The 26,413-nt window shown below is 40.4% G+C and carries 31 protein-coding genes and 1 other annotated feature; of the genes, 26 read left to right on the plus strand and 5 right to left on the minus strand.

Annotation, left to right across the window (positions count from 1 at the left end):
* Positions 1 to 110: 110 nt before the first annotated feature.
* The 14 genes from cymR to E2626_RS10475 all read left to right on the plus strand — a co-directional run bounded on the left by cymR (position 111) and on the right by E2626_RS10475 (position 14,863).
* A complete protein-coding gene (gene cymR / locus E2626_RS10410; protein WP_134381685.1) occupies positions 111 to 530 on the plus strand; it encodes a cysteine metabolism transcriptional regulator CymR in 420 nt (139 codons plus the stop codon).
* A gap of 15 nt (positions 531 to 545) precedes the next feature.
* Complete coding sequence (locus E2626_RS10415; protein WP_134381686.1) at positions 546 to 1,682, plus strand: cysteine desulfurase family protein; 1,137 nt, start codon at positions 546 to 548, stop codon at positions 1,680 to 1,682.
* A gap of 24 nt (positions 1,683 to 1,706) precedes the next feature.
* The gene (gene mnmA, locus E2626_RS10420; protein ID WP_134381687.1) at positions 1,707 to 2,822 is read left to right on the plus strand and encodes a tRNA 2-thiouridine(34) synthase MnmA; all 1,116 of its coding nucleotides are present in this window, start codon (positions 1,707 to 1,709) and stop codon (positions 2,820 to 2,822) included.
* Between the two features lie 293 nt (positions 2,823 to 3,115).
* Positions 3,116 to 3,784 carry a tetratricopeptide repeat protein gene (locus E2626_RS10425; protein ID WP_134381688.1) on the plus strand — a complete coding sequence of 223 codons (669 nt, stop codon included), beginning with the start codon at positions 3,116 to 3,118 and terminating at the stop codon, positions 3,782 to 3,784.
* 12 nt (positions 3,785 to 3,796) lie between these two features.
* The gene (recD2, locus tag E2626_RS10430; RefSeq protein WP_424955130.1) at positions 3,797 to 6,181 is read left to right on the plus strand and encodes an SF1B family DNA helicase RecD2; all 2,385 of its coding nucleotides are present in this window, start codon (positions 3,797 to 3,799) and stop codon (positions 6,179 to 6,181) included.
* A gap of 45 nt (positions 6,182 to 6,226) precedes the next feature.
* Positions 6,227 to 6,429, plus strand: a binding site (T-box leader).
* 61 nt (positions 6,430 to 6,490) lie between these two features.
* Entirely contained in the window at positions 6,491 to 9,124 is a 2,634-nt protein-coding gene (gene alaS, locus E2626_RS10435; protein WP_134381690.1) for an alanine--tRNA ligase, read from the plus strand.
* A 72-nt stretch (positions 9,125 to 9,196) separates the two neighbouring features.
* Positions 9,197 to 9,463 (plus strand): IreB family regulatory phosphoprotein, encoded by a 267-nt coding sequence (locus E2626_RS10440; RefSeq protein WP_134381691.1) that lies wholly within the window; start codon positions 9,197 to 9,199, stop codon positions 9,461 to 9,463.
* 2 nt (positions 9,464 to 9,465) lie between these two features.
* Complete coding sequence (ruvX, locus tag E2626_RS10445) at positions 9,466 to 9,885, plus strand: Holliday junction resolvase RuvX (RefSeq protein WP_134381692.1); 420 nt, start codon at positions 9,466 to 9,468, stop codon at positions 9,883 to 9,885.
* Between the two features lie 10 nt (positions 9,886 to 9,895).
* Complete coding sequence (locus E2626_RS10450) at positions 9,896 to 10,177, plus strand: DUF1292 domain-containing protein (protein WP_134381693.1); 282 nt, start codon at positions 9,896 to 9,898, stop codon at positions 10,175 to 10,177.
* Positions 10,178 to 10,275: 98 nt separating this feature from the next.
* Complete coding sequence (gene mltG, locus E2626_RS10455) at positions 10,276 to 11,460, plus strand: endolytic transglycosylase MltG (protein WP_134381694.1); 1,185 nt, start codon at positions 10,276 to 10,278, stop codon at positions 11,458 to 11,460.
* A gap of 161 nt (positions 11,461 to 11,621) precedes the next feature.
* Positions 11,622 to 12,257, plus strand: coding sequence for an O-methyltransferase (locus tag E2626_RS10460; RefSeq protein WP_341785739.1), 636 nt, complete (start codon positions 11,622 to 11,624; stop codon positions 12,255 to 12,257).
* Positions 12,258 to 12,694: 437 nt separating this feature from the next.
* On the plus strand, positions 12,695 to 13,333 hold the full coding sequence (udk, locus tag E2626_RS10465; protein ID WP_134381695.1) for a uridine kinase: 639 nt from the start codon (positions 12,695 to 12,697) through the stop codon (positions 13,331 to 13,333).
* A gap of 113 nt (positions 13,334 to 13,446) precedes the next feature.
* Positions 13,447 to 13,923 carry a transcription elongation factor GreA gene (gene greA, locus E2626_RS10470; protein ID WP_134381696.1) on the plus strand — a complete coding sequence of 159 codons (477 nt, stop codon included), beginning with the start codon at positions 13,447 to 13,449 and terminating at the stop codon, positions 13,921 to 13,923.
* 214 nt (positions 13,924 to 14,137) lie between these two features.
* Complete coding sequence (locus tag E2626_RS10475) at positions 14,138 to 14,863, plus strand: YrrS family protein (protein ID WP_134381697.1); 726 nt, start codon at positions 14,138 to 14,140, stop codon at positions 14,861 to 14,863.
* A 245-nt stretch (positions 14,864 to 15,108) separates the two neighbouring features.
* On the opposite strand, the gene E2626_RS10480 is transcribed toward E2626_RS10475, so the two are convergent.
* Entirely contained in the window at positions 15,109 to 15,309 is a 201-nt protein-coding gene (locus E2626_RS10480) for a YrzA family protein (RefSeq protein ID WP_134381698.1), read from the minus strand.
* A 114-nt stretch (positions 15,310 to 15,423) separates the two neighbouring features.
* On the opposite strand from E2626_RS10480, the gene mtnN reads away from it, so the two are divergent.
* Positions 15,424 to 16,116, plus strand: a complete 693-nt coding sequence (gene mtnN, locus E2626_RS10485) for a 5'-methylthioadenosine/S-adenosylhomocysteine nucleosidase (RefSeq protein ID WP_134381699.1) — start codon at positions 15,424 to 15,426, stop codon at positions 16,114 to 16,116.
* Here mtnN and sigK read toward each other — a convergent pair.
* The 3 genes from sigK to sda all read right to left on the minus strand — a co-directional run bounded on the left by sigK (position 16,113) and on the right by sda (position 17,207).
* The gene (sigK, locus tag E2626_RS10490) at positions 16,113 to 16,799 is read right to left on the minus strand and encodes an RNA polymerase sporulation sigma factor SigK (RefSeq protein ID WP_424955131.1); all 687 of its coding nucleotides are present in this window, start codon (positions 16,797 to 16,799) and stop codon (positions 16,113 to 16,115) included. The two genes, mtnN and sigK, sit on opposite strands and share 4 nt — an antisense overlap.
* Positions 16,800 to 16,869: 70 nt before the next feature.
* Positions 16,870 to 17,007 (minus strand): hypothetical protein, encoded by a 138-nt coding sequence (locus tag E2626_RS17200; protein WP_166786793.1) that lies wholly within the window; start codon positions 17,005 to 17,007, stop codon positions 16,870 to 16,872.
* A gap of 86 nt (positions 17,008 to 17,093) precedes the next feature.
* On the minus strand, positions 17,094 to 17,207 hold the full coding sequence (sda, locus tag E2626_RS10495) for a sporulation histidine kinase inhibitor Sda (protein ID WP_134381701.1): 114 nt from the start codon (positions 17,205 to 17,207) through the stop codon (positions 17,094 to 17,096).
* Positions 17,208 to 17,657: 450 nt separating this feature from the next.
* On the opposite strand from sda, the gene E2626_RS10500 reads away from it, so the two are divergent.
* The 11 genes from E2626_RS10500 to E2626_RS10550 all read left to right on the plus strand — a co-directional run bounded on the left by E2626_RS10500 (position 17,658) and on the right by E2626_RS10550 (position 26,122).
* Positions 17,658 to 18,179 carry a YqeG family HAD IIIA-type phosphatase gene (locus E2626_RS10500; protein WP_134381702.1) on the plus strand — a complete coding sequence of 174 codons (522 nt, stop codon included), beginning with the start codon at positions 17,658 to 17,660 and terminating at the stop codon, positions 18,177 to 18,179.
* Positions 18,176 to 19,282 (plus strand): ribosome biogenesis GTPase YqeH, encoded by a 1,107-nt coding sequence (yqeH, locus tag E2626_RS10505; RefSeq protein WP_134381703.1) that lies wholly within the window; start codon positions 18,176 to 18,178, stop codon positions 19,280 to 19,282. The genes E2626_RS10500 and yqeH overlap by 4 nt, the downstream gene beginning before the upstream one ends.
* A 21-nt stretch (positions 19,283 to 19,303) precedes the next feature.
* Positions 19,304 to 20,131 (plus strand): shikimate dehydrogenase, encoded by an 828-nt coding sequence (gene aroE, locus E2626_RS10510; RefSeq protein WP_134381704.1) that lies wholly within the window; start codon positions 19,304 to 19,306, stop codon positions 20,129 to 20,131.
* Between the two features lie 4 nt (positions 20,132 to 20,135).
* Positions 20,136 to 20,438: a ribosome assembly RNA-binding protein YhbY gene (gene yhbY, locus E2626_RS10515; RefSeq protein WP_134381705.1), complete on the plus strand. Its 303-nt coding sequence runs from the start codon at positions 20,136 to 20,138 to the stop codon at positions 20,436 to 20,438.
* A complete protein-coding gene (locus E2626_RS10520) occupies positions 20,438 to 21,010 on the plus strand; it encodes a nicotinate-nucleotide adenylyltransferase (protein WP_134381706.1) in 573 nt (190 codons plus the stop codon). Before yhbY ends, E2626_RS10520 begins: the two co-directional genes overlap by 1 nt.
* Positions 21,000 to 21,554 (plus strand): bis(5'-nucleosyl)-tetraphosphatase (symmetrical) YqeK, encoded by a 555-nt coding sequence (gene yqeK / locus E2626_RS10525; protein WP_134381707.1) that lies wholly within the window; start codon positions 21,000 to 21,002, stop codon positions 21,552 to 21,554. The genes E2626_RS10520 and yqeK overlap by 11 nt, the downstream gene beginning before the upstream one ends.
* 15 nt (positions 21,555 to 21,569) lie before the next feature.
* Positions 21,570 to 21,926 carry a ribosome silencing factor gene (rsfS, locus tag E2626_RS10530; RefSeq protein WP_134381708.1) on the plus strand — a complete coding sequence of 119 codons (357 nt, stop codon included), beginning with the start codon at positions 21,570 to 21,572 and terminating at the stop codon, positions 21,924 to 21,926.
* Positions 21,926 to 22,669 carry a class I SAM-dependent DNA methyltransferase gene (locus tag E2626_RS10535; RefSeq protein WP_134381709.1) on the plus strand — a complete coding sequence of 248 codons (744 nt, stop codon included), beginning with the start codon at positions 21,926 to 21,928 and terminating at the stop codon, positions 22,667 to 22,669. The genes rsfS and E2626_RS10535 overlap by 1 nt, the downstream gene beginning before the upstream one ends.
* 92 nt (positions 22,670 to 22,761) lie before the next feature.
* Positions 22,762 to 23,352, plus strand: coding sequence for a helix-hairpin-helix domain-containing protein (locus E2626_RS10540; protein ID WP_134381710.1), 591 nt, complete (start codon positions 22,762 to 22,764; stop codon positions 23,350 to 23,352).
* A gap of 35 nt (positions 23,353 to 23,387) precedes the next feature.
* The gene (locus tag E2626_RS10545) at positions 23,388 to 23,870 is read left to right on the plus strand and encodes a ComE operon protein 2 (RefSeq protein WP_134381711.1); all 483 of its coding nucleotides are present in this window, start codon (positions 23,388 to 23,390) and stop codon (positions 23,868 to 23,870) included.
* Complete coding sequence (locus E2626_RS10550; RefSeq protein ID WP_134381712.1) at positions 23,867 to 26,122, plus strand: DNA internalization-related competence protein ComEC/Rec2; 2,256 nt, start codon at positions 23,867 to 23,869, stop codon at positions 26,120 to 26,122. The genes E2626_RS10545 and E2626_RS10550 overlap by 4 nt, the downstream gene beginning before the upstream one ends.
* Positions 26,123 to 26,147: 25 nt before the next feature.
* Here E2626_RS10550 and E2626_RS10555 read toward each other — a convergent pair whose 3' ends face one another.
* Entirely contained in the window at positions 26,148 to 26,282 is a 135-nt protein-coding gene (locus E2626_RS10555) for a YqzM family protein (protein ID WP_134381713.1), read from the minus strand.
* Between the last annotated feature and the right edge of the window lie 131 nt (positions 26,283 to 26,413).

Raw genomic sequence — 26,413 nt, forward strand, 5'->3', positions numbered from 1 at the left:
TCCCCTCCGTTTACTTTATACATCATAATCATATAAACTGCATCAATGCCAATTCTAAGGGTTATATGCTATAATGGCAAAAGCAAATTAGGCGTAAAGGTGGATGACACATGAAAGTCTCAACAAAAGGCCGCTACGGTCTGACAATCATGATTGAACTGGCAAAAAATTATGGAGAAGGTCCAATCTCTTTGAAATCTATTGCAACAACACATAGTTTATCTGAACATTATCTTGAGCAGCTAATCGCTCCGCTCAGAAATTCAGGCTTTGTAAAGAGCGTCAGAGGCGCTTATGGCGGATATGTTTTAGCAGATGAACCTGCGAATATTACAGCAGGAGATATTATCAGAACGTTAGAAGGGCCAATCAGTCCTGTTGAAGGTCTTGAAAATGAAGCGCCGCCACAAAAGGAATTATGGATCCGAATCAGGGATGCTGTAAGGAATGTTCTGGACCATACGACAATTGAAGATTTAGCAAACTATACAGAAGAAGGCGAATCAGACGCCTACATGTTCTATATTTAACAGGAGGGTTTTGGTTTGAACAGAATTTATGCTGATCACGCTGCAACGACCCCTATGCTTCCTGAAGTATCCACTGTAATGATAAAGATCATGGAGGAGACATATGGAAACCCTTCAAGTATCCATCAGACAGGAAGAGCAGCGAGAAAAATATTGGATGATGCGAGAACGCTGATAGCTGGTAAGCTTGGCGTTCATTTTAATGAGATTCATTTTACGAGCGGTGGCACTGAAGCGGACAACCTCGCTATTTTCGGTGCAGTTGATGCGATGAAAGATAAAGGTAAACACATTATTACGACTGCTGTTGAGCACCATGCAGTATTACACCCTTGCCAGGAGCTTGAAAAACGAGGGTTTGATGTCACATATCTTCAAGTGGATGACACTGGCAGGGTTAAGATGGAAGAGTTTGAAGCGGCTCTTCGTGAAGATACGATATTGGTAACCATCATGTATGGCAATAATGAATCAGGCACGCTTCAGCCGATCAGCGAAATTGGACAAGTAGTAAAGAGCCATCAGGCTATTTTTCATACAGATGCTGTCCAGGCTTTGGGACTGATAAAAATTGATGTTGAAGCAGAAGGAATTGATATGTTGTCTGCCTCTTCACATAAGATTAACGGTCCAAAAGGTGCGGGGTTTTTGTATATCAAAAATGGAACCCCTCATCACGCAACAGTATTTGGCGGGGAGCAGGAACGTAAGAAAAGAGCAGGGACAGAAAATTTATCAGCGATTGCAGGCTTTGCTGAAGCTTTTAAAATGAGCTTTGCTAAAAGTGAAGAAAAATCAGCGTATCTGGTTGAATTAAAAGAAACGCTCCTTTCAGAATTAAATCAACAGGACGTTCAATTTGAGGTAAACGGATCTCTTGAGCATTCACTTCCACACGTGATAAACTTAAGCATTCCAGGAGCTGAGATTGAATCCCTGCTCATTAATCTTGATCTGGAAGGGATTGCTGCATCAAGCGGCTCAGCCTGCACAGCAGGATCAGTAGAACCATCACACGTGCTCGCTGCTATGTATGGAGCAAATAGTGAAAAGCTTTTTAATTCAGTCCGGTTTAGCTTTGGATATAACAACACGGTTGAAGATGCAGCGTTTATTGCTCAAAGTATAAAGAAAATTACAGACCGCTTTTAGCGGTTAATGATAAAGGTGATATAAATGACAAAAACACCCGCTGAAACAAGAGTGGTAGTGGGGATGTCCGGAGGCGTTGACTCATCTGTAGCTGCATACCTATTAAAGCAGCAGGGTTATGATGTCATCGGAATCTTCATGAAAAACTGGGATGATACTGATGAAAACGGCGTATGTACAGCCACGGAAGATTATAATGATGTGATCCGTGTATGTAATCAGATCGGTATTCCTTACTATGCAGTTAATTTTGAAAAACAATATTGGGATAAAGTGTTCACTTATTTCCTGGAAGAATATAAAGCAGGCAGAACACCTAACCCTGACGTGATGTGCAATAAGGAAATCAAGTTCAAAGCATTTCTTGATCACGCGATGAAGCTTGGTGCAGATTATCTCGCTACAGGTCATTACGCTCAAGCAGATCGCACTGGTGACGAAGTGAAAATGCTGCGCGGAATTGACCAGAATAAAGATCAGACTTACTTCCTTAACCAGTTATCCCAGGAACAGCTTTCAAAGGTAATGTTCCCAATCGGTGATATCGATAAAAAAGATGTTAGAAAAATAGCAGCTGAAGCAGGTCTTGCTACTGCAGCGAAAAAAGACAGTACGGGTATCTGTTTCATCGGCGAAAGGAACTTCAAAGAATTCCTGGGTCAGTATCTTCCTGCACAGCCGGGACAGATGGTGACGATGGACGGAGAAAAAGTCGGCAAGCATGACGGTCTTATGTATTACACTATCGGTCAGCGCCACGGATTAGGCATCGGTGGTTCAGGTGAGCCATGGTTTGTTCTTGGTAAAATCCTAGAAACGAACGAGCTTTATGTAGGCCAGGGGTTTGATCATGAAGCGCTTTATTCAGATTCAATTACAGCTGTCGATATGGGATTCACTTCTGAACAAACGCCTTCAGAATCATTCCATTGCACAGCGAAATTTCGTTATCGTCAGCCGGATCAGGGTGTTACTGTGCATATGAAAGATAACGGTACAGCAGAAATCGTATTTGACGAGCCTGTACGTGCCGTTACACCAGGTCAGGCAGTCGTTCTCTACAACGGAGACGAATGTCTTGGCGGCGGTACAATTGATAAAATCTTTAAAAGCGCGAAACAACTGATGTACGTAGGTTAATTTCTGGGTTTGATTTTATTTTTGTGAGGATAATAACCTTGTACTAGCACACTGTTTATCTCTGCGGAAGGCGATGGCTCAGAAAAGCGTGACAGCTGAGACCCCACAGAGCTTTAGCTCGAGGAAGCTCAGCGCACGCCGCGCGGAAAGCTTCCGCCTGGAGCTGCGATAAACAGCAATGTTACAGAGTTTTTATAAGTGTGACCTTTTGTGAAGCTGATTCACATCAGGTCATTTTTTGTGCCTTATGGTATACTATGCCCAAATCAAAGTGATCGAAGGAGACAGGACACATGCAATCATTAAATGAACAAGCGATCGAACTTATTCAGAAAGGTGAAATCGAAACAGCATTAAAGCTGTTAAATGAGCAAATTGAAAAAAACCCTGAGGATCCGGCAGCATATATTAACTTTGGAAATATTCTGGCAAGATTCGAAGAAGTTGAAAAAGCAGAGCGTTTTTATCAAAAAGCGCTTACACTGGATGAGAATGCAGGTGCGGCATACTATGCACTCGCTAACCTTTACTATAATCAGGAACGTTTTAAAGAAGCAGCAGTGCTTTACGAGAAAGCATTAAAAGCAGGACTTGACGATCATGATGCTTACTTTATGCTTGGCATGTCGTTTATGAACAATGATCAGGTAAAGCTTGCTGTTCCTTATTTACAAAGAGCTGCGGAACTATCAAAAGAAGATGCTGAAGTTCATTTTCAGTTCGGACTTGCTTTAGCTAAGCTTGAGCACGGTACTGAAGCGGTATCTCAGCTGAAACGTGCGGTTGAACTGGACCCTGAACATGCAGATGCACTTTACAATCTTGGCGTAGCATATGCAGGTTTTGAAGAAGATGCACAAGCTGCGCTCAGCTGTTTTGAAAAAGCGGTCGAAGTACAGCCTGACCATTACCTTGCATTAAATGGCCGGGAAATGATGAAGCAGGCGATAGACGGAAATTGATAGGAGGGGTCTTTGATGAAGGATCAGCAGACGGATCTGTTTACTGAAGAAGAGTTATATGTGAAGGGAACGTTAATCGTTTCAATTTTTTATAATGAAGACAATATGTATTCAGTCGTCAGAATCCGTGTTTCTGATACCAACATTGCAAATGCTGAGAAGGAAATGGTCGTGACCGGTCATTTTCCTTCTATGCAGGAAGAGGATACGTATATCTTTTTCGGCAGAGTCAAAGAACATCCCCGCTTTGGTCCTCAATTCATTACAGAGCGGTTCAAAAAAGAGCTGCCCCAGACAAAACAGGGAATGATTCATTATCTGTCCAGCGATCTGTTTACCGGGGTAGGAAGAAAAACCGCAGAAAAAATTGTTGAGACGCTTGGTGAAAATGCCATTACTAAAATTATGGAGAATGAGTCTGTTCTGTTTGAAGTGCCAAAACTTTCAGAGGAAAAGGCTCACCATATCCATGAAGTGCTGATTGAACATCAGGGTCTTGAGCGAATCATGGTGCTATTAAACGACTGGGGATTCGGTCCGCAGCTTTCCATGAAGATTTATCAGTTTTATCAGGAAAAAACAGTCGAAGTGCTTGAAGAAAATCCTTATCAGCTAGTGAATGATATAGAAGGTGTAGGATTCGGTAAAGCAGATGAGCTGGGCAGGCAGCTTGGACTGTCAGGCAGTCACCCTGACCGGATCAAGGCGGCCTGCCTATATACAGTGACCCAGCTTTCTATGCAGGAAGGACACGTCTATGCTGACTCAAAACAGCTCCTGGTCAGGGTGAAAGAACTCCTTGAGAAGCATCAGCCTGAAAAGATTGAGTACAGTGATATTTCTAAAAGTCTTGTTGCGCTTCATGAAGAAGGGAAAATTGTTGGAGAAAATAAGAAAGTTTATTTGCCTTCGCTCTATTACTCAGAAGTTGGAATCGCATCGAGTATTGAAAGTATCACGTCCAATACAGACGTACATGATCAATTTCCCGAAGCGGAATTTCTGCTTGCACTTGGTGATTTAGAGGAGCGCATTCAGGTTACATATGCCCCTTCGCAAAAAGAAGCGATCCAAACTGCATTGTCTTCGCCTATTATGATTCTTACGGGTGGACCGGGGACAGGTAAAACCACCGTAATTAAAGGAATAGTAGAGCTTTATGCTGAACTTCACGGTCTTTCACTTGATCCGGATAATTATTCAAAAGATGAACCGTTTCCTGTTGTACTTGCTGCACCGACAGGAAGAGCTGCGAAAAGAATGACAGAATCAACCGGACTTAAAGCAATGACCATTCACCGCTTACTTGGATTTAATGGTCAGGAAGACATGGACGAAGATGAAGAGGACCGAATGATTTCGGGCAGGCTGCTGATCATTGATGAAATGTCCATGGTTGATACGTGGCTGGCCAACAAACTTCTGCAGGCGGTGCCGGAATCAATGCAGGTTGTTCTTGTCGGGGATCAGGATCAGCTTCCATCTGTTGGTCCGGGCCAGGTACTGCAGGACTTACTTGAGGCAAAAAAAGTACCAGCAGTCGAGCTGACTGATATATACAGACAGGAAGAGGGCTCATCAATTATTGAGCTTGCCCATCACATGAAAAAAAGGCAAGTACCTGATTCGATCAGGCAGCCTTTTCCGGACAGGTCATTTATTCCATGCAAGGCGCATCAGATGGATGATGTCGTAGGGAAAATCGTAAAGAATGCCATGAAAAAAGGGTATACTGCAAAAGAAATTCAAGTACTTGCTCCCATGTACAGAGGACCGGCTGGAATAGATAAATTAAACTCACTTCTTCAGCAGTTAATGAACCCGAATGATGACGGGTCGAGAAAAGAGCTGAAGTGGGGAGATGTCGTTTATAGAATCGGCGATAAAGTTTTACAGCTGGTGAATCAACCTGAAAGCAACGTATTTAATGGAGATATGGGTGAAGTGATTTCAATTTTTTATGCGAAAGAAAACACTGAGAAGCAGGATATGATTCTCGTTTCATTTGATGGAGTAGAGGTTACTTATACGAGGCAGGATCTCAATCAGATCACACACGCATTCTGCTGCTCAATTCATAAATCCCAGGGCAGTGAATTTCCGATTGTTGTATTACCCGTTGTAAAAAGTTATTCAAGAATGCTGAGACGAAATCTTCTTTATACGGCAATTACGCGAAGCAGTAAGTTTCTGATTATGTGTGGTGAAGAGGATGCTTTTCGTTATGGTGTAGAAAGAAAAGACGATCTTTCGAGAATGACTTCCCTTAAAGAGAGACTTGCAGGTGAACAGATTCAAATTGAAGAAGGGGCAGATCCATTTGAAGGTGGAGCGGACCCAATGATCGGAATGGATGACATCACACCATATGATTTTCTCGAAACCTCACAAGGTTAAATTGACAAACCGTGACGATCTTTCATATAATTTCATATAGGATAATAAATCTCGAAGATGGAACAAGTACACAGACAACTCGTTTGAAGAGAGAATTCCCTCAGGCTGTAAGGAATTTATCGATGTATCTGTGGAAAGCTGATCCGGAGTGCAGTAAAATACTGCCGTCTGCTGCGTTAAAGCAATGAGAGTGATGGGTTGTCAATCCATAACCAGGGTGGTACCGCGAGTGTAATCTCGTCCCTGTGTATGATTGAGGACCCTTTTCTATTTTCAGGACGTTTCGGGAATTAAAAGGAGGATACATGAATGGAAAAATGGACAGGTGCACAACTCAGACAAATGTATTTAGATTTCTTTAAGGAAAAAAATCACGACGTAGAACCGAGTGCTTCACTTGTACCTCATGAAGATCCATCTCTTTTATGGATCAACAGCGGTGTTGCTACTTTAAAAAAATATTTTGACGGTCGCGTTGTTCCTCAAAATCCGAGGATTGTGAACGCACAAAAATCGATCAGAACGAACGATATCGAAAACGTAGGTAAAACTGCAAGACATCATACGTTTTTTGAAATGCTCGGAAACTTCTCAATTGGAGAATATTTTAAAGAAGAAGCAATTGAATGGGCATGGGAATTCCTTACTTCGGAAAAATGGGTCGGTTTCGATCCTGAAAAACTGTCAGTAACCATCCATCCTGAAGATGATGAGGCATATGATATCTGGAATAAAAAAGTAGGCGTGCCTGAAGAGAGAATTATCAGGCTGGAAGGAAACTTCTGGGATATCGGAGAAGGGCCAAGTGGTCCCAACTCAGAGATTTTCTACGACCGCGGAGAAGAATACGGTCATGACCCGTCTGATCCTGAATTATACGCTGGTGGAGAAAACGAGCGTTACCTTGAAATCTGGAATCTTGTATTTTCTCAGTTTAATCATAATGCTGACGATACGTACACGCCACTTCCTAAGCAGAACATAGATACTGGTATGGGCCTTGAAAGAATGGCGTGTGTTGTTCAGGATGTACCGACAAACTTTGAAACGGATCTCTTTATGCCAATCATCGAAGCGACTGAGCTGGTTGCCAAAAGGCGTTATGGTAAAAATGAAGAAGAAGACACGGCATTTAAAGTAGTCGCTGATCATATCAGAACTGTCTCATTTGCAGTCGGTGACGGTGCATTGCCATCAAATGAAGGCAGAGGCTACGTGCTTCGCCGATTATTGAGAAGAGCGGTAAGATACGCGAAGCAAATTGGTATTAACCGTCCATTTATGTATGAACTGGTTCCTGTTGTGGCAGATATCATGATTGATTTCTATCCGGAAGTGAAAAGTAAACAGGAATTCATTCAAAAGGTCATTAAAACTGAAGAAGAGCGTTTCCATGAGACACTGAATGAAGGTCTTTCAATTCTCACTGAATTAATGAAAAAAGCGCAGGAAGATGGCTCCAATGAAATTAGTGGAAAAGATGTTTTCAGATTATATGACACATTTGGTTTTCCAGTAGAACTTACACAGGAATATGCTGAAGAAAAAGGTCTTTCGATCGATCAGAATGGTTTTGAGCATGAAATGGAAGGGCAAAGAAGTCGTGCAAGAGCTGCCCGTCAGGAAAGTGGATCGATGCAAGTCCAGGGTGGTGTTCTTGGAGATATCCACACTAAAAGTAAGTTCGTAGGTTACAGCACTTTGTCCCATACAACAACGATTGAAGAACTTGTTGTTGCAGGTGATTTTGCTGAAGAAGTGATTGCAGGCTCAGAAGTTCAATTTGTCCTTGCTGAAACACCGTTTTACGCTGAAAGTGGCGGTCAAATCGGTGATAAAGGCACTGTCTTACATGACAACGGCGTCATTGAAGTTCAGGATGTTAAAAAGGCTCCGAATGGACAAAATCTTCATACGGGGATTGTAATAAGCGGCAAATTTATTAAAGGCGAACGCATTCAGGCTAATGTGAGTGATGCGTCAAGAAATAAAATTACAAAAAATCATACTGCAACGCACTTGCTTCACCAGGCTCTTAAAGATGTATTAGGTGATCATGTTAATCAGGCAGGCTCACTTGTTGAACCGGATCGTCTGCGTTTTGATTTCTCTCACTTCGGTCAAGTGACTAAAGAAGAATTGAGTAAAATTGAAGAGATTGTGAATGAGAAGATTTGGACAAGCTATTCAGTGGACACTGCGCTAAAATCTTTAGATGAAGCAAAAGCGATGGGTGCGATGGCATTATTCGGAGAAAAATATGGCTCTGAAGTACGTGTTGTATCAATTGGTGATTACAGCCTTGAACTGTGTGGGGGATGCCACGTAGGCAACACTGCTGAAATCGGTCTTTTCAGAATTGCTTCTGAAGCTGGTATTGGAGCTGGAACACGACGTATTGAAGCAGTGACCGGAGAATCAGCATATCGTCTGATGAACGAACAAATTGCTGTATTAAATCGTTCAGCACAATTGCTTAAAGCGAACCCGAAAGACCTTGAAAGCAGAATTGAAGCAGTTCAAACGGATCTTAAATCTGTTCAAAGAGAAAATGAATCTCTGCATGCAAAGCTTTCAAACATTGAAGCAAAAAGTATTATGGATCAAGTTCAGGAAGTAGATGGTGTCAGAGTACTCGCTGAGAAAGTCCAGGCGACAGATATGAACACACTCAGAACAATGGCAGATGATGTGAAAAACAAAATCGGTTCAGGTGTACTCTTGTTACTGGCTGTTAATGATGATAAAGTACAAATTATCGCAGGAGTGACAAAAGACTTAATCGAAGAAGGTTATCATGCAGGTAAACTCGTGAAAGAAATTGCAGCAATTTGTGGCGGCGGTGGTGGTGGCCGTCCAGATATGGCACAAGCTGGCGGTAAAGATCCATCCCGTGTAGACGAAGCACTTCAATTTGTGCCGGAATGGGTAAAATCAATTTGATTCTAATGCTATCTGGTGTACAATAGCAATAGTTGGATAATAGGAATTCGATTCCGTAGTGAGGTGTTGTTGATGAGCTCATTTGATAAAACGATGCGGTTTGACTTTGGAGATGATTCAGCTGATCAGGAAGTGCAGCGCGTTCTGGTACAGGTATTCGAAGCTCTTGAAGAAAAAGGGTACAATCCGATCAATCAAATTGTAGGGTATCTTTTGTCAGGTGACCCTGCCTATATTCCACGTCATAATGATGCAAGGAATGTTATCCGTAAACTTGAACGGGACGAAATGATTGAAGAATTGGTGAAGTTCTATCTTCAGCATCATAAAGAGGGTTAAACATGAGAACAATGGGACTTGACGTTGGCTCTAAAACAATTGGAGTTGCCGTCAGTGATGCCCTCGGGTGGACTGCCCAGGGAATTGAAACTGTTAAAATTGATGAAGCTGCAGGGCAATTTGGCTTCAAGCGGATTAAAGAATTAATTGATGAACATGAAGTATCAAAAATTGTCATAGGTTTACCGAAGAATATGAACAATTCTATCGGTCCCCGTGCTGAAGCGAGTCAAAGATATGCTGATATGCTCGGCAGAAGAGTGGAAGCTGAGATCATATTCTGGGATGAGCGATTAAGTACAATGGCGGCCGAGCGGGTATTGCTCGAAGCTGATGTAAGCCGGAGTAAAAGAAAAAAAGTAATCGACAAGATGGCGGCTGTTATGATCCTTCAAGGGTATTTAGACAGCACTACTAAATGAGGTGACTGAAATGGAACACGGAGAAAAGCAAATTACAGTAATTGATGAACAGGGAAATGAAGTACTTTGTGAGGTATTATTCACATTCGATTCAGATCAATTCCAAAAATCTTATGTTCTTTACTATCCACTAGGAGATACAGAGGAAGAAGAGATCGAAATTCATGCTTCTTCATTTGAACCTAACGATGAAAACTCAGAAGGCGAGCTTAAGCCTGTTGAAACTGACGAAGAGTGGGATCTGATTGAGGAAATGCTTAATACATTCCTTGATGAAGAAGAAAGCGAATAACACATTTAAAAGCGGGGGCAGCTATTTGCCCCCGCTTCTTTTTATTGTATAATGAGACCATTGGGAAAATTGAGCAGTAGTTTTTGGAGGGAAATTGATTGAGTGAAAAATCAAGTTTAATAGATCAGTGGAAGTTGAACCTGCAGGAAAGAAAAAATGAGGCAAAGCAAGTCAGAAAGATCGTATTTATCCTGTTAATCGTTTTTTTGTTTTTGACAGTAGGTGCTGTGTTAGGCGCATACTCTTACATCAGTTCTGCGTTAGAACCAATGGATGATACAGATGAAAATGCAGTCTCTGTGGAAATTCCTATCGGTTCATCAGTTGATGGGATTACTGAAACGCTCGAGGAAAATGGCATCATCAAAAATGCCCAGGTATTCAAGTACTACCTGAAGTTTAACAATGAATCGGATTTTCAGGCAGGGACGTATAACCTGACACCTTCAATGACACTCAGCGAAATAGCAGAGAGTCTTAAATCGGGCAAAATTTATCATGAACCAATTTTTAACGTGACCATTCCAGAAGGGTTAAGGCTGGAAGAGATCGGGGAAATTATCGCTGAAAATACCGATTACAGTCAGGAAGAATTTATGGAGAAAGTAACAGATGAAGCATTTATTGATTCTCTGATGGGGCAATACCCATCACTTATTACTGAAGAGATAAAAGGTGAAAATGTAAAGCTGGCGCTCGAAGGATATTTGTATCCCGCGACGTATCCTTACTACGAAGAAAATCCGTCACTCGAAGTGATCATTACACAAATGGTTGATGCAATGAATAATAATGTTGCACCTTACGTGGACATGCTTGCAGAATTTTCGGAAGGCGACTTCACAGGTGCCGAAGCTGAAGATGGAAAGGTGATGACAGTTCATGACCTCATCACAATGGCATCTCTTCTTGAAGAGGAAGCAGCAGCAACAACTGACAGAGCAATGATCGCCGGAATTTTCTATAATCGATTAGAAGAAGGCATGCCGCTGCAAACAGATCCTACCGTTCTTTACGCTAAAGGTCAGTGGCAGGAAAGAGTACTGTTTGAAGACCTTGAAATAGAAGATCCTTATAATACTTATCAGGTTCAGGGATTACCACCGGGTCCAATTGCAGCTCCAGGTGCAACTTCAATAGAAGCCGCGATTCTTCCGGAGGATTCTGATTACTTTTACTTCCTTACGTCTGCAGAAGATGGTGCAATGTATTACTCCGAAACACTGGATGAGCATGAAAGAAAAGCTGAAGAGTATATCTATAATGTGAATAACGAAGAATAATGTATTGAAAGAGGGAAAGAACATTCACTTTCCCTCAATCTTTGTGTTAGAATAAGTAAAGAATTTTTAGCGTTTATCACTACTTTCCGGATTTCGATCTCAAGGATTGTATGTGAGCGCTCTTTTTTATGGAACCCGAGAGCAGAAAAGGTGAGATAACATTGGATAAAGTCCATCAATATATTGAAAATCTGTTTACTTCCCGCTCTGAGATAGCGGAAGAAATGGCTCAATTCGCAAAAGAAAATGACGTGCCGATTATGGAACCATCCGGAATCGAAACGCTGCTTCAACTGTTAAGAATTCAACAGCCCCAAAGGATTCTGGAAATCGGCACTGCCATTGGGTATTCGGCTGTCAGAATGGCTGAAGCACTTCCTGAGGCAGAAATTGTATCGATAGAAAGAGATTCAGAAAGAGCACGGCTGGCAAAAAAGTTTGTACTAAAATCAGGGTTTCATAAACAGATCCACCTGCTTGAAGGGGATGCCTTGGAGATTTCGGATCAAGTTGCCGGTTTTGGTGATTTTGATGCAGTGTTTATAGATGCTGCCAAGAGCCAGAATATTCGTTTCTTTGAACTGTATGAACCACTTTTCTCTGCAAGTGCATGCATTTATACTGATAATGTACTGTTTAAAGGGCTTGTAGCAGAGCAGAGTGGGACGGAAAGCAGAAATGTAAAACAAATGCTTAGAAAGCTCGACCGTTTTAATCAGTGGATTGCAGATCATGAAGAATATCATACTGTGATCCTGCCTGTTGGCGACGGATTGTCAATTAGTAAGAAGAAGTGACAATATCATGAGGAAAGCATAAATCGCTGAAGTGTTTTTCAGCGTTTAATACTTGTAAAACCTTTTCTGTATGTGGTTAAATTAAAATTTGAAAGTCTTAAGCTATGTTAAAGTCCATATTGTTGTTTTTGAACTGCAGGTAATTAGAGCATAAGGTGACACCACATGCGCCCGACCGTGGAAAGCGTCCGTCTGAAGCGGAAATTAGCCGGCAGCTTTAACATCGAAAAATTTTAATTAACATCAGAATATAAGGCTTTGTCGTAACATAGTGTTGTTCAACTCTTATAGCAAAATGTGAATTATTTTTACTGAATTAACTTTATATTTTCCAAAACAAAATCAGACGCCGCAAGACATCCGCTTCAAATTGTAAAATTTAAAGTGAATAAGCCGCCGCGTCCACTCAACAAATTGAGAAAGGAGCTAACGGCAAAATGACGAATAATAAACCCGTTATTATTGGAGTAACAGGCGGTTCCGGTTCAGGAAAAACTTCCGTAACCAAAGCAATTTACGATGTTTTTCAGGACCAGTCAATCGCAATGATTGAACAGGATTATTACTACAAGGATCAAAGCAACATTCCATATGAGGAGCGTTTAAATACAAATTATGATCATCCGCTCGCTTTTGACAATGATCTTCTGATCGAACATATCGGTTTGCTTTTAAACAGAAATGCTATTGAAAAACCGGTATATGATTATACTGTACACACGAGGTCGGACAAAACGATTCCGGTAGAACCAAAGGATGTTATCATTGTCGAGGGGATATTAGTACTTGAGGATGAACGACTGCGTAACCTGATGGATATTAAATTATATGTAGACACTGACTCAGACCTTAGGATTATCCGCCGTCTGCTGCGTGATATAAATGAAAGAGGACGTACGATTGATTCTGTAGTAGATCAGTATATAAATGTCGTACGGCCGATGCACAACCAATTTATTGAGCCTACAAAACGCTACGCAGACATTATTATTCCGGAAGGCGGGCAAAACCACGTTGCCATTGATTTAATGGTAACGAAAATTCAAACAATTCTTGAACAAAAGTCTATTGTGTAATATGATAGCAAAGGCTGAGAGGATAATTTATCCTCTTTTTAGCATACTTCATAAAAGGGGTTTCAGTCACATAGCATGAACTAGCTCATGCATTTTTAAAGGAGTGAAGGGATTTGGCAAACGAGAAAATATTTCCAATGACAGAAGAAGGTAAGCAAAAGCTTGAACTTGAGCTTGAGCAGTTAAAATCAGTAAAGAGAAAAGAAGTTGTAGAGAGAATTAAAATCGCCAGAAGCTTCGGAGATCTTTCGGAGAACTCGGAGTACGATTCAGCTAAAGAAGAACAGGCATTTGTAGAAGGACGTATCTCTACACTTGAATCAATGATCCGTAACGCGAAAATAATTGAAGATGACCAAACACTTGATGGTGTTGTTTCTCTAGGTAAAAAAGTTACTTTTGTGGAACTCCCTGACGGTGACGAAGAATCATACACGATTGTTGGAAGTGCAGAAGCAGATCCATTTGAAGGAAAAATTTCAAACGATTCTCCTATCGCCAAAAGTCTTATTGGCAAAGTAGTCGGCGATGAAGTAAAAGTTCAAACGCCAGGCGGCGACATGGACGTTCGTATTACGTCAATCAACTAATCTAAAGGTATTCCGTGATAACTCCCGGAATACCTTTTTTCATTCTGCATGAACAGGAACTGAAACTTTTAATGAATTATTACGTCTAATGAAATACGGGACAGATGTACTGTTTTTATAAAAGGAAAAGTGGCTCTTGTAACTGAAACCGTTAACCGTGATATGCTAGTTTAGATTTAAGTGACAAGGGAAGAGTTGAACGAGGAGTGATAAAGTGAATAATTCAAGAGCAAAAGTTCAAAGTAAGAAGAGAAAACAAAATATACTTCTTAACGGTTCAATTGCAGTTGTTTTTCTCTTAATAGCCGGTGTTTCTGCATTTATATTTTTAGGAGATAACGAAAATCAGGCGGCTGAGACAAGTGAAGAAAAAACAATTGCTGAACAGGTCCAGGAAAATTCAGGCGTTGAGGATGAAAATGAAGATTCATCTGATCAGGGTGAAAATAATGAACTTTCAGCTAGCGAAATAGAGTCAGAAGAGAAAGAGAATACTGATGAGAAAAATGAAACACAATCATCTGAAGAAGTCGAAGAAAAAAAGAAAGAAGATGAACAAAAAGAAGAACAACAAAAACAAGATGAAGAAAAAGAAGAACAACAGAAACGAGATGAAGAAAAAGAAGATGCCGAGAACGACAGGGAAACAGCAAGTCCTCAAGATGGAGAGTGGAAGCCAGTAGGCACAAAGCAGACAGGTGAGCATGTATCTTCTTATGAAGAGGGCAGTGTAGACTGGAATGAAAAATTAAAGGCAGCTGCATATGCTACAGGTCTTGACACCAGCACAATGACTGTATGGTGGGTAGGAAATGATGGTGGACCTCAAAAATCAGTCGTAGAAGTTTCCTCGTCAGCCGGGGGTCAGGCTGAATATCGTGTTCATATGGAATGGGTAGATAAAAAAGGCTGGAAACCAGTGAAAGTGGATGAACTGTAAAAAGCATTCGTCACAAAATATTTCTGATATTAAAAAATGCTGCGGATGCCCGCAGCATTTTCTTATGATTGAGGCTTTGTTAAAGCCTATTGTTGTTATTGTACAGCTGGTGGTTGGAGCGTAAGGCGGTGACTCCTGCGGCAGGAAGGGACAGGTGAGACGATCACGGCGAAGCCTGATGGCTCAGCGCCCGGCCGCGGAAAGCATCCGCCTGAAGCGGAAACTAACAGCCGACTTTGAAAGGGTTATGATTTAAAGTGAACGCTTGCCGTATAATATGGTTTTCCTTCAGGTGTAAATACGGTTTGATGATCCACATGGTGCACACGCAGCATTAATGCATGGTTATTCTCAATTTGCACCTGTATTTTTTTCTCGAGATCCTTTAAAGAGCCTGCTTCAAATAGCTCTATTTTATCCTTAATTAAATCCAGCTGAAAACTCATTGTCATCCTCCGATTCACGTTTTAGACCATTATATCATGGGGTTATTGATCTTTACGATTCTCTATGGTAAGTTCAAATAAGTTTTCAGAATGAGACAGAAGGCAGGGATTCGGATGAAATTAGGTATCATCGGTGCAATGGAAGAAGAAGTGAAATATCTTCGTTCCAGTATGGAAGATGTTCAAACAAAAACAATTGCGAATAGTGAATTTACATCTGGCATTTTAAAAGGTAAAGAAGTCGTTTTAGTCAAAAGTGGTATTGGAAAAGTAAATGCGGCAATGACCACTACAATTCTGATGGAGCGCTATCAACCTGATGTAATCATTAATACTGGTTCTGCCGGCGGCTTTGACCCGGAACTCAGTGTTGGAGATATTGTCATTTCAAATGAAGTGCGGCATCACGATGTAGATGTAACTGCTTTTAATTATGAGTATGGTCAGGTGCCGGATATGCCAGCTGCTTTTAAAGCTGACGAAAATTTAAAATTAACAGCTTTAAAGTGTGCGGGTTTAATTGAGGATATAAAAACCGTATCAGGGCTGATTGCAACTGGTGATTCATTTATGAATGATCCAATTAGAGTTGAGGCACTGCAGGGTAAATTTGAAGGATTACAGGCATTGGAAATGGAGGCGGCAGCAATTGCTCAGGTCGCATATCAATATCAGATTCCATTTGTAATCATTCGTTCTCTTTCAGATATTGCCGGGAAAGAATCACATATCTCTTTTGATCAGTATTTGAAAACAGCTGCCATCAACTCTGCAAATCTGATTATTAGTATGACAGAAGAAATTTAATACGTGTCCTCATCAAACTGGTGAAACAGTTTCATTAATGCTCTTTTTTCAATTCGTGAAACGTAGCTTCTCGAGATGCCCAGCTCTTTGGCGATCTCACGCTGCGTTTTTTCTTCTTCACCATTTATCCCAAAACGTGCACTGATGACGTCACGCTCACGTTCATCTAGCTTCGTTACAAAACGTCTGATTTTTTCTCCATTCATTTTTTGTGCGATCACTTCATCCAATTCATCCTCATCGCTCTGCAACACATCAATCAGGCTGATTGCATTTCCATCTTTGTCTTCTCCAATGGGGTCATGAAGAGAAATATCTTTTTTTGTTTTTTTAAGAGAACGTAAAAACATGAGCACTTCATTTTCAATGCATCGCGCAGCGTACGTAGCAAGCTTAGTTCCTTTGTCATAGGAATAGCTGTCGATCGCTTTGATTAAACCGATTGTACCAATTGATATCAGGTCTTCTGTCGTCTCTCCCGTGTTCTCAAATTTTTTGATAATATGTGCCACAAGCCTGAGATTATGTTCAATTAACAGTTTCTTCGCATCATCACTTCCGTTTTGCAGTTGTAAAATTGCTTTTTTTTCTTCTTCTTTGCTGAGCGGCTCAGGGAATGCATTTTGTTTAAAGTAACCTGTGAGTGCAGGCAGATCAATCAATGCAGATAAAATTAAAAAAATAGACAAGCTTTCTCCTCCTTTCACCGGTTATTACACCGTATGACAGAAAACAGAAAACTTGCCAGTCCCATTAATTCATCTTATATTCAGCGAGTGTTTTGCTGATCTTTCCTGAGCCGTTACATTCAGAACATTTTCGTAACAGCAGGCCAGCTTTCTTAACAGAGCCACTTCCACGACAGCCTGGACAAATCACAATCATTCTCATGATGGGTCCTCCTGTATTGAATATTCCGAACTCTTTATTTTATTTTACCTGACTCTGCTGCTCGTTGCTGCTATATCAATCTAGTATTATTTTTTTTTCAAAATTTCTATTTCAAGCAGATGAAGAAAATCATCGGACAGTTTTTGTTTTTTCGCTGCTTCATATGCTTTGATCAGCGCGTCAAGAGATAAAACATCCATAATCAATACTCCTTTCAAGTTTTCCTATAAAAATCGTATCAGATGAACAACTTAAGAACAAGCGTTCTCTTATCCACAAGCACCCGTGTATAACCTGTGTAAAAGTTGTGAATAACGGTTAAATAGTTAACAAGGACAGTCAATGGGTCATATCAAAACTTATCCACAGATTTTTGAAAAGACGATATTTGTCGAACGATTTCTGTGATAACGAAGGAGAAAGTGAAATGGTGTTTAGATTGTGCACATCTGGTGATGACAGCGTAATCGCACTTCCCGGAGCAATGGTCAAATGAGGTCGTACAGTGTGGAATGGAAGGAAAGGTTGCCGCTGTCCGTCTGAAGCAGAACTCATCAGGTGATTGAAAAAGATCTACAGAATAAGATTCATTTTGAACTAAACAGACAGATGATGTATGATATAGACTTGAAGTAAAGAGGTGGAGAACAATGATAAAACTATTTTTGCCTAATGAATACGTAGACAGCGTATTTGAAATAACGCCTGCAAAACTTAAAGAGCAGGGAATTAAAGCCGTGATTACAGATCTTGATAATACATTAGTGGAATGGGATCGGAAAAATGCAACACCAAAGCTGATTGAATGGCTTGAAGATATGCAGAGGGAAGGTATTCTCGTAACGATTGTTTCAAATAACAATCAGTTAAGAGTAGGTGCTTTTTCTGATCCAATCGGTGTTCCATTTATTTATCATGCAAGAAAACCGATGGGACGCGCATTCAGACGTGCTATACGGGATATGAATGTAAAAAAAGATGAAACAGTCGTGATCGGCGATCAATTAATGACAGATGTACTCGGTGGCAATTTGAACAAGTTGTATACAATACTAGTTGTGCCAGTTGCTAAGACAGATGGATTTTTTACTAAATTCAATCGTCTAATTGAAAAAAGACTGTTAAATTTCTTTAAAAGAAAAAACATGATCCAGTGGGAGGATAAAAAGTGAGTGAGGAAAAAATGAGCTGTATCGGCTGTGGAGTTGACATACAGACTACCGATAAAGAGGGGCTGGGCTATGCACCGCCATCTAGTCTTGAAAAAGAACAGATCGTCTGTCAGCGCTGTTTTAAGCTGAAACATTATAATGAGGTTCAGGATGTAGCATTGACAGATGATGATTTCCTTAAGATTCTGAATGGTTTGGGTGAGGCTGATGCACTCATCGTTAAAGTTGTAGATATTTCAGATTTTAATGGAAGCTTCCTGACGGGACTGCACCGCTTTGTAGGTAAGAACCCTGTCCTGTTAATTGGGAACAAAGCTGACGTATTACCTAAATCAGTTAAAAAGAATAAGCTGATCAATTGGATGAAATATGAGGCCAGCCAAATGGGTCTGAAGCCGGTGGATGTGTTGCTTTGCAGCGCAGATAAAGGCAGCCATATTGATGATGTTCTTCGTGCGATAGACCGTGAGCGTGAAGGAAGAGATGTTTACGTTGTCGGATGTACGAATGTAGGAAAATCGACGCTGATTAATCGTATTATTAAAGAAGTAACAGGTGAACAGGATATTATTACTACATCACAATTTCCGGGGACTACACTAGATATGATCGAAATCCCGCTGGATGACGGTAAAGCGATTATCGATACACCAGGAATAATCAACCGTGATCAGATGGCTCACGTGATCAATAAGAAAGACTTGAAAAAAGTGTTGCCGAAAAAAGAATTAAAGCCTAAAGTGTTTCAGCTAAACGAACAACAGACACTTTTCATTGCAGGGCTTGCCCGCTTTGATTACATCAGTGGAGGAAGAAAATCGTTTACATGCTATTTTTCAAATGAAATTGACATCCACAGAACGAAGCTGGAAAAGGCTGATGATTTGTACGAACGTCATGCAGGTGAAATGCTGTCACCACCTAGAAAAGAGGATCTTGAATCTTTTCCTCCATTGAAACGCCATGAATTTACGGTGAAAGAAGGTAAGATGGACATCGTATTTTCAGGTCTTGGGTGGATCACGATTAATGAGCCTGCGACAATAGTAGCAGCATACGTTCCTGAAGGTGTAAGTGTAATTATTAGAAAATCATTGATTTAACGATGGAGGGGGAAGCTATACATGAAGCTTGCTGTGATTGGTTATCCTATCAAACACTCAAAATCACCTTATATGCATAATTTCTGGCTCGACCAGGCTGGTGTTGATGGGGAATACGAAGCAATTGAGGTTCCTCCTGAGCATCTTGAAAACAATGTATATGAGCTGATAAAAAGTGGATTTACTGGCTTTAATGTTACGATCCCCCATAAAGAATCGATTATTCAGTACCTTGATGAGGTGGACGCAGCTGCGAAATCATTAGGGGCTGTGAATACAGTATTGATCAATGATGGTAAAAGTTACGGATATAATACTGATGGTAATGGTTTTCTGAAATCGTTATTAACTAAACGGGATACTGAAGAAATTAAAAAAGCAAATATGCTAATCATCGGAGCCGGCGGAGCTGCTAAAGGAATGATTGGCGCGTTAAAAAGCTTTGGGTGTGACCGGATCAGCGTAACGAACCGTACAATAGAAAAAGCTGACTTATTGATAAAGGATCATAGAGTGAATGGTCAAGCCCTTCAATTGTCGGATGCGGAACAACGATTAAATGAGTATGATATTGTCATCAACACGACCTCTGCAGGAATGTTCCCGAAAGTTCAAGAGAGACCGATTGATTCAGCAAAAATGAAACATGGATCTCTCGCAGCAGATATTATTTATAACCCACAAAAAACATCATTTCTGAAGCAGGCAGAACAGGCTGGTGCAGAATCGTTGAATGGAATCGGGATGTTTGTGTATCAGGGTGCGCTGGCATTCGAAATGTGGACAGGCATTCAGTCGGACGCAGCTGAAATGATTAAAAAAATGACAGAACTAATGAATCAGGAGTGAAAACATGTTAACAGGTAAACAAAAGCGTTTTCTTCGTGCAGAAGCACACAATCTATCGCCGATTTTTCAAGTAGGTAAGGGCGGCGTAAATGATAATATGATCAAACAAATTACAGAAGCATTAGAAGTAAGGGAATTAATTAAAATCAGTATTCTGCAAAACTGTGAGCAGGATAAAGATGAAGTAGCAAAATTACTTTCTAAAGGCGCAAAGGCAGAACTTGTCCAAGTGATTGGTCACACGATTGTTTTATATAAAGAATCCCGTGAAAATAAAAAAATCGAGCTGCCGAAAGCAAAAAAATAATGAAAAAGCGGATTGGAATCATAGGCGGAACATTTGATCCTATCCATATCGCGCACCTGATTATGGCAAATGAAGCCTACCATGCTCTGGAGCTTGATGAAGTGCGCTTCCTTCCAAATGCCGCGCCGCCCCATAAAGAAATTTCGGGTCAGACAACTGCTGATGAAAGATGCAGGATGATTGAGAAGAGTATAGCAGGAATACCCTATTTTAAACTTGACCCTTCCGAAGTGTTAAGAGAAGGAAAATCCTATACTTACGATACAATGAAAGACTTTAAACACAATGAACCGGACTCTGATTTCTTCTTCATGATCGGCGGAGATATGATAGCATCTCTCTCCACATGGTATTGTATTCAGGAGTTAAAGAAACTGGTTACATTCGTAGGTTTTGAGCGTCCCGGTTATCAAACCACTGAATCAGAAGGGGTTTTAATGTTAAAGGGTCCTGTCGTTGATCTATCTTCAACGCTATTACGAAAACGGTTGGTTGAAAAGAAAAATTGCAGTTTTTTAATTCCGGAAGCAGCGTACCGATATATTTTAGAGGAGGGACTCTATGAATCTTGAGCAGGCTAAAAAGATCGTAAAAGATATTCTGCCTGAAAAGAGATATAGGCACACACTCGGAGTGATTGAGACTGCGCTGGCGCTGGCCAGAGAACACGGAGTGAGTGAAGAAGATGCCGGTCTCGCGGCTGCACTTCATGATATGGCGAAATTTCATGATAAAGAAGAAATGAAAGATGTGATTAAGTCACACAGCCTCAACCCTGAACTTTTAAAATTTCATCATGAATTATGGCATGCACCGGTTGGCGCAATTTTTGCAAAAGAGAAGCTTGGGATTGTGAATGAAGACATTCTTAACGCGATTAAATACCATACGACAGGACGTACGGGAATGAGTAAGCTTGAAAAAGTCATTTACATTGCGGATTATATTGAACCGGGCAGAACCTTCAGCGGTGTGGAAAATGTCAGAGCTGTTGCCTATAACGATTTAAATGAAGGCATGAAGACTGCACTGAAGCAATCAATGTTATTTTTAATTAATAAAAATCAGCCTGTGTTTCCTGACACATTAGCAAGTTACAACGAATATACGCAATAAAAAGGAGAAATAAGTATGATAAAAGCAAACGAAATATTATCACTTGCATATAATGCAGCTGACGATAAAAGAGCAGAAGATATTGTCGCGTTAAATATGAATGGAATTTCACTGATTGCAGATTACTTTATTATTTGCCATGGTAATTCAGACAAGCAGGTACAGGCGATTGCGAAAGAGGTAAAAGACCGTGCTGAGGAAGAAGGGCTCTCTGTTAAACGCATGGAAGGCTATGACGAAGCAAGATGGGTGCTTGTAGACCTTGATAGCGTGATTGTGCACGTTTTCCACCGTGACGAACGAGACTATTATAAACTCGAAAAGCTTTGGGGAGACGCTCAGATTGAAGATATGACGAGCACAATCAGCTAATGGCTTACGAACAGTTTGCATATGTGTACGACAGACTCATGAGTGACGTACCATATGACGAATGGATGAGCTTTCTGCTACGTCAGAAAAAAGCTTTCAATGTAGAGGGCATGAGATTACTTGATGTAGGCTGTGGTACCGGTGAGTGGACTGTTAAAGCCTCTTCAGCCGGTTTTGAAACCGTCGGGATTGACCTTTCGGAATCCATGCTGTCAATGGCTCAGCAGAAAGCAATGGAAGCTGGACAATCTATCAGGTTTTTTCAAATGGACATGTCTGAAGCTGAAGAACTTGGGCATTTTGATCTTATCACCATTTTCTGTGATTCTTTAAATTACCTTGAGACTGAAGAAGCTGTTCAGCAAACGTTTCAAAAAATGTACGATATGCTAACGTCTGAAGGGCTTTTATTGTTCGACGTTCATTCCGTTTACAAAGTAAATGAACTGTTTGCTGGTCAGACATACTCTTATGATGATGGTGAAGCAGCATATATATGGAATTCGTTTGAGGGTGAACATGAAAACAGTGCTGAACATGAATTGACTTTCTTTATCAAAGAGGAAAGAAATTTGTACGCAAGGTTTGATGAATTTCATAAACAGCGCACATTTTCAATCGGACAGTATCAGACTTGGCTGACTGAAGCGGGTTTTCATGTAGAAGCAGTCACTGCTGATTTTTCAGAAAATCAACCAGTGGAAACAAGCGAACGAATATTTTTTACCTGCACGAAGAGATAACTCTTCGTGTTTTTTATTGACTTTCTGAATAGTCATAATATAATGAATGTAATCTTCTGACAGTCTTCTGCAAGATCAAGGAGGACTTTAATGTGAAACTTTGGGTAAAGAATTACCAGAAATACCTTCTTTTTATAATCCCGCTCGTTTTACTCTCCAGCTTCTTCTTTTTTAACCACTCCACTAAAAGCTCTATACCGGTCTCAAATCCACTTACTGAAAATCCTGCTCAAACGACCGACTCAACCACACTGATAGAAAATAAGTCCCAGTCGATTTTTGTAGATATAAAAGGGGAAATTCTGAATGAAGGTGTTTATGAAATGGAAGAGGGAGACAGAGTCATTGATCTCGTGGCAAAAGCTGGCGGTGAATTATCAGGAGCTGATATGACAGCTGTCAATAAGGCACAAAAGCTACAGGATGAAATGGTCATTATGATCCCTCCGGAAACATCAGGTCAGCCCTTAGAGGAACATGCAGACACTGGTAAAATAAATATTAACAATGCTTCACCAGCAGAACTTGAATCCATTCCGGGGATCGGACCATCTAAAGCGGCAGCAATTGTAAATTACAGAGAAGAAAATGGTTATTTTACATCAATCGAAGAAATTATGAATATTTCTGGTATAGGTGAAAAAACATTTGATAAACTGAAAGAGTCAATCAGTACTTATTAACGAAATAACAGCAGGAGCTGTCAGGAGGGCATTATATGAACAGAATCTCATGGAATCAGTACTTTATGGCACAAAGTCATTTGCTGGCTCTCAGAAGCACCTGTACAAGGCTGACGGTAGGGGCAACAATAGTCAGAGAACAGCGTATTATTGCAGGTGGCTATAACGGGTCAATTAAAGGTGGTACACATTGCATTGATGAAGGCTGTTATGTGATTGATCATCACTGTGTGAGGACGATCCATGCTGAAATGAATGCGATACTTCAATGCGCTAAGTTTGGAGCTGCTACTGAAGGGGCCAGTATGTATGTCACTCATTTCCCTTGTCTTCAATGTACAAAAGCGATTATTCAGGCCGGTATTGTAAAAATATATTATGCAAACGATTATAAGAATCACCCATATGCAATAGAGTTGCTGGAGCAGTCAGGTGTTGAAACAGAACATGTCCCGTTTGACCCGAAAGCGCTTGAACCGCTCTTGTCTCCTGCGTCAGAGCAAGGATATAAGTCTTGAAATTGATATTATATAGTGGTCCTGCAGCATTAGCTGGTGCTGCAGGTGCCTATCATCCGCAACTGATTCCCCTTATAGCCATTCTCCTCTTTCTCTTCTTGCTGAGATCTTCTGATATAAAAAGTATGATGGTGATCATCTTTATTTCCACGCTATTTTTTCTGCATACAGAAAACCACCTGCATTCACTGCAAACTTCAATTCCCTCTCATATAGATAAACTTTCACTTAAGATTCAGACTCCTTTTCAAGGAAAGAAAAATAAACGAGCAGTAGGCTTACATGAACATGAAAAAATGATCCTCATTGTGCCTGAACAGCATTTATATTTGATTGAAAAAATTCCTCTGCGTTCTATTTGCGAATGGGAAGGTGAGTTGATAAAGCCTTCCGAAGCAGAAAACTTTAATGCCTTCGATTACCGTCAGTATTTATACTATCAGGATATTCACTGGACTTTTAAGACAACCGGATTTAGTAACTGTAAAATCGTAAACACATCATTTCTGCAATCGCTTAGAGAAATCAGGTATCAGGGGATAAAAAGAATTGAACAGATTTTTCATTCCGATATTCATGGCATAGCAGGTGCTTTATTATTTGGTGATCGCAGTAACATGGATGATGATCAGGTCAGAATGTACCAAAGGCTTGGTGTCATACACCTGTTAGCGATATCAGGGATGCATGTTGGCATGATCACCCTGTTTTTATGGCTGGTTTTATTGAGAACAGGGTTAACAAGAGAGACAATCAGGCTCACGCTGTTTTTTATATTGCCTTTTTATGCTGTAATGGCTGGTGCGGCACCACCCGTTTTAAGAGCGGTGGGCATGGTGCTGTTAGGATTAGGATTACAATATATTTTTGTGCGTTTACCTTTACTCCATATTTTAAATACAGTGTTTATCATTCATCTGTTTTTATTCCCGTCAGAACTTGTGAATGCAGGTTTTCAACTAAGCTATGCCGTCAGTTTTGCTCTGGCAATCTCTGCAGGGAAAGTCCTGCGATCCCCTCATAAGTTGGTTAGTCTGCTGCTGGTCACTTCAGTTGCGCAGGCTGGCGCACTTCCAATTATTATGTGGCACTTTTATGAGTTCTCATTATCCTCGTTTGTTGTAAATCTTGTATATGTTCCTCTATTTACGCTTATTATTCTTCCAGCTTTGATCGTCATTTATTTAATCTCATTCCTATCGATGGATGTAGCTTCAGGCATTTCAATGATTCCATATTTTATAATCAAATCGACAGAATCTCTTTCTGCATTTATTTCCAATCAGAAATTTTCAATTCTGATCACTGGTAAGCCCTCAATTGTAACTGTATGTATGTTAATCTTAATCATTTTTCTCATGATGAGTCTTTTTGAGAGACACAAATATCATTATGCGGGTTGTTGTCTGCTCATGATCACCCTCTTTTTGGCCAGTTTGCCTTATTTAAATAAAGAAGGCAGTGTGACTTTCATTAATGTAGGTCAGGGTGACAGTATTCTCATTCAGCTTGCTTATAATCAGGGTAATTATTTAATTGATACAGGTGGACAGGTAAATTTCGGCCAGGCTGAAGATCGAGATTCGGTTGGAGAAAATATCGTACTGCCTTATATAAAAAGTATGGGCATCTCAACAATTGACCTGCTCATATTAACTCACCATGACTGGGACCATATTGGAGGGACAGAAGCGCTGTTAAAAGAGGTGAATATTAAAGAAGTTTGGACAAGTGCAGGTTCCACGGAAAAAGAAGAAATGAAGGATTTACTCAGTGTTTTTCAACACTACACTGTTCCCGTAAAAGAAATCACAACATCCTTTGACTGGACAGTTGGAAACAATGATTTCCGTTTGATTGTGCCTGGAGATCATGCTGAAGGTAATAATGGTTCGCTTATTCTGACTGCAGGTATAGGAGGGAAGAACTGGCTGTTCACCGGCGATATTGAAGAGGAAACCGAGATGATGCTGATGGAAGAGTGGGAGGATATTGATGTATTGAAGGTCGCACACCATGGCAGTAAATCTTCAACAACCGAAGCTTTTCTGAAAATTGTTAAACCTGAAACGGCCGTAATTTCTGCAGGGAAAAACAATCATTACGGACACCCGCATCCTGATGTAGTAGAGAGGCTGAAGATAATGAGAAGTACTGTATATTCGACTTCATATCATGGTGCGATCAGGTACTCATTTATTGGAGAAAAAGGCACTTTCGAACTTGCTTCACCATATAATATAAAAAAATAAAAGAGCCATAAAGGCTCTTCAAAAGTTAGGATCCCACGACTGAGATAATTGTTCCAACTGCGAATAGTGCTGCGAAAAATCCAAATGATACAATAAATGCTACGCCGGAATCAATCAGGTCGTTTCGTTTCGATTGTACATTCTGTTCGAATTCGTTCATGGTTACCCCTCCTATATACAATTTTAGTATAGTGCATCATTTTAGAAAAATCCATAGTTACCATATAAAATTCCTTACAAATATCAGCATATCACAAATAATTCATAAATTGATACAAATACTACATTCAC

Source organism: Jeotgalibacillus salarius, assembly GCF_004405125.1.
Classification (GTDB): Bacteria; Bacillota; Bacilli; order Bacillales; family Jeotgalibacillaceae; genus Jeotgalibacillus; species Jeotgalibacillus salarius.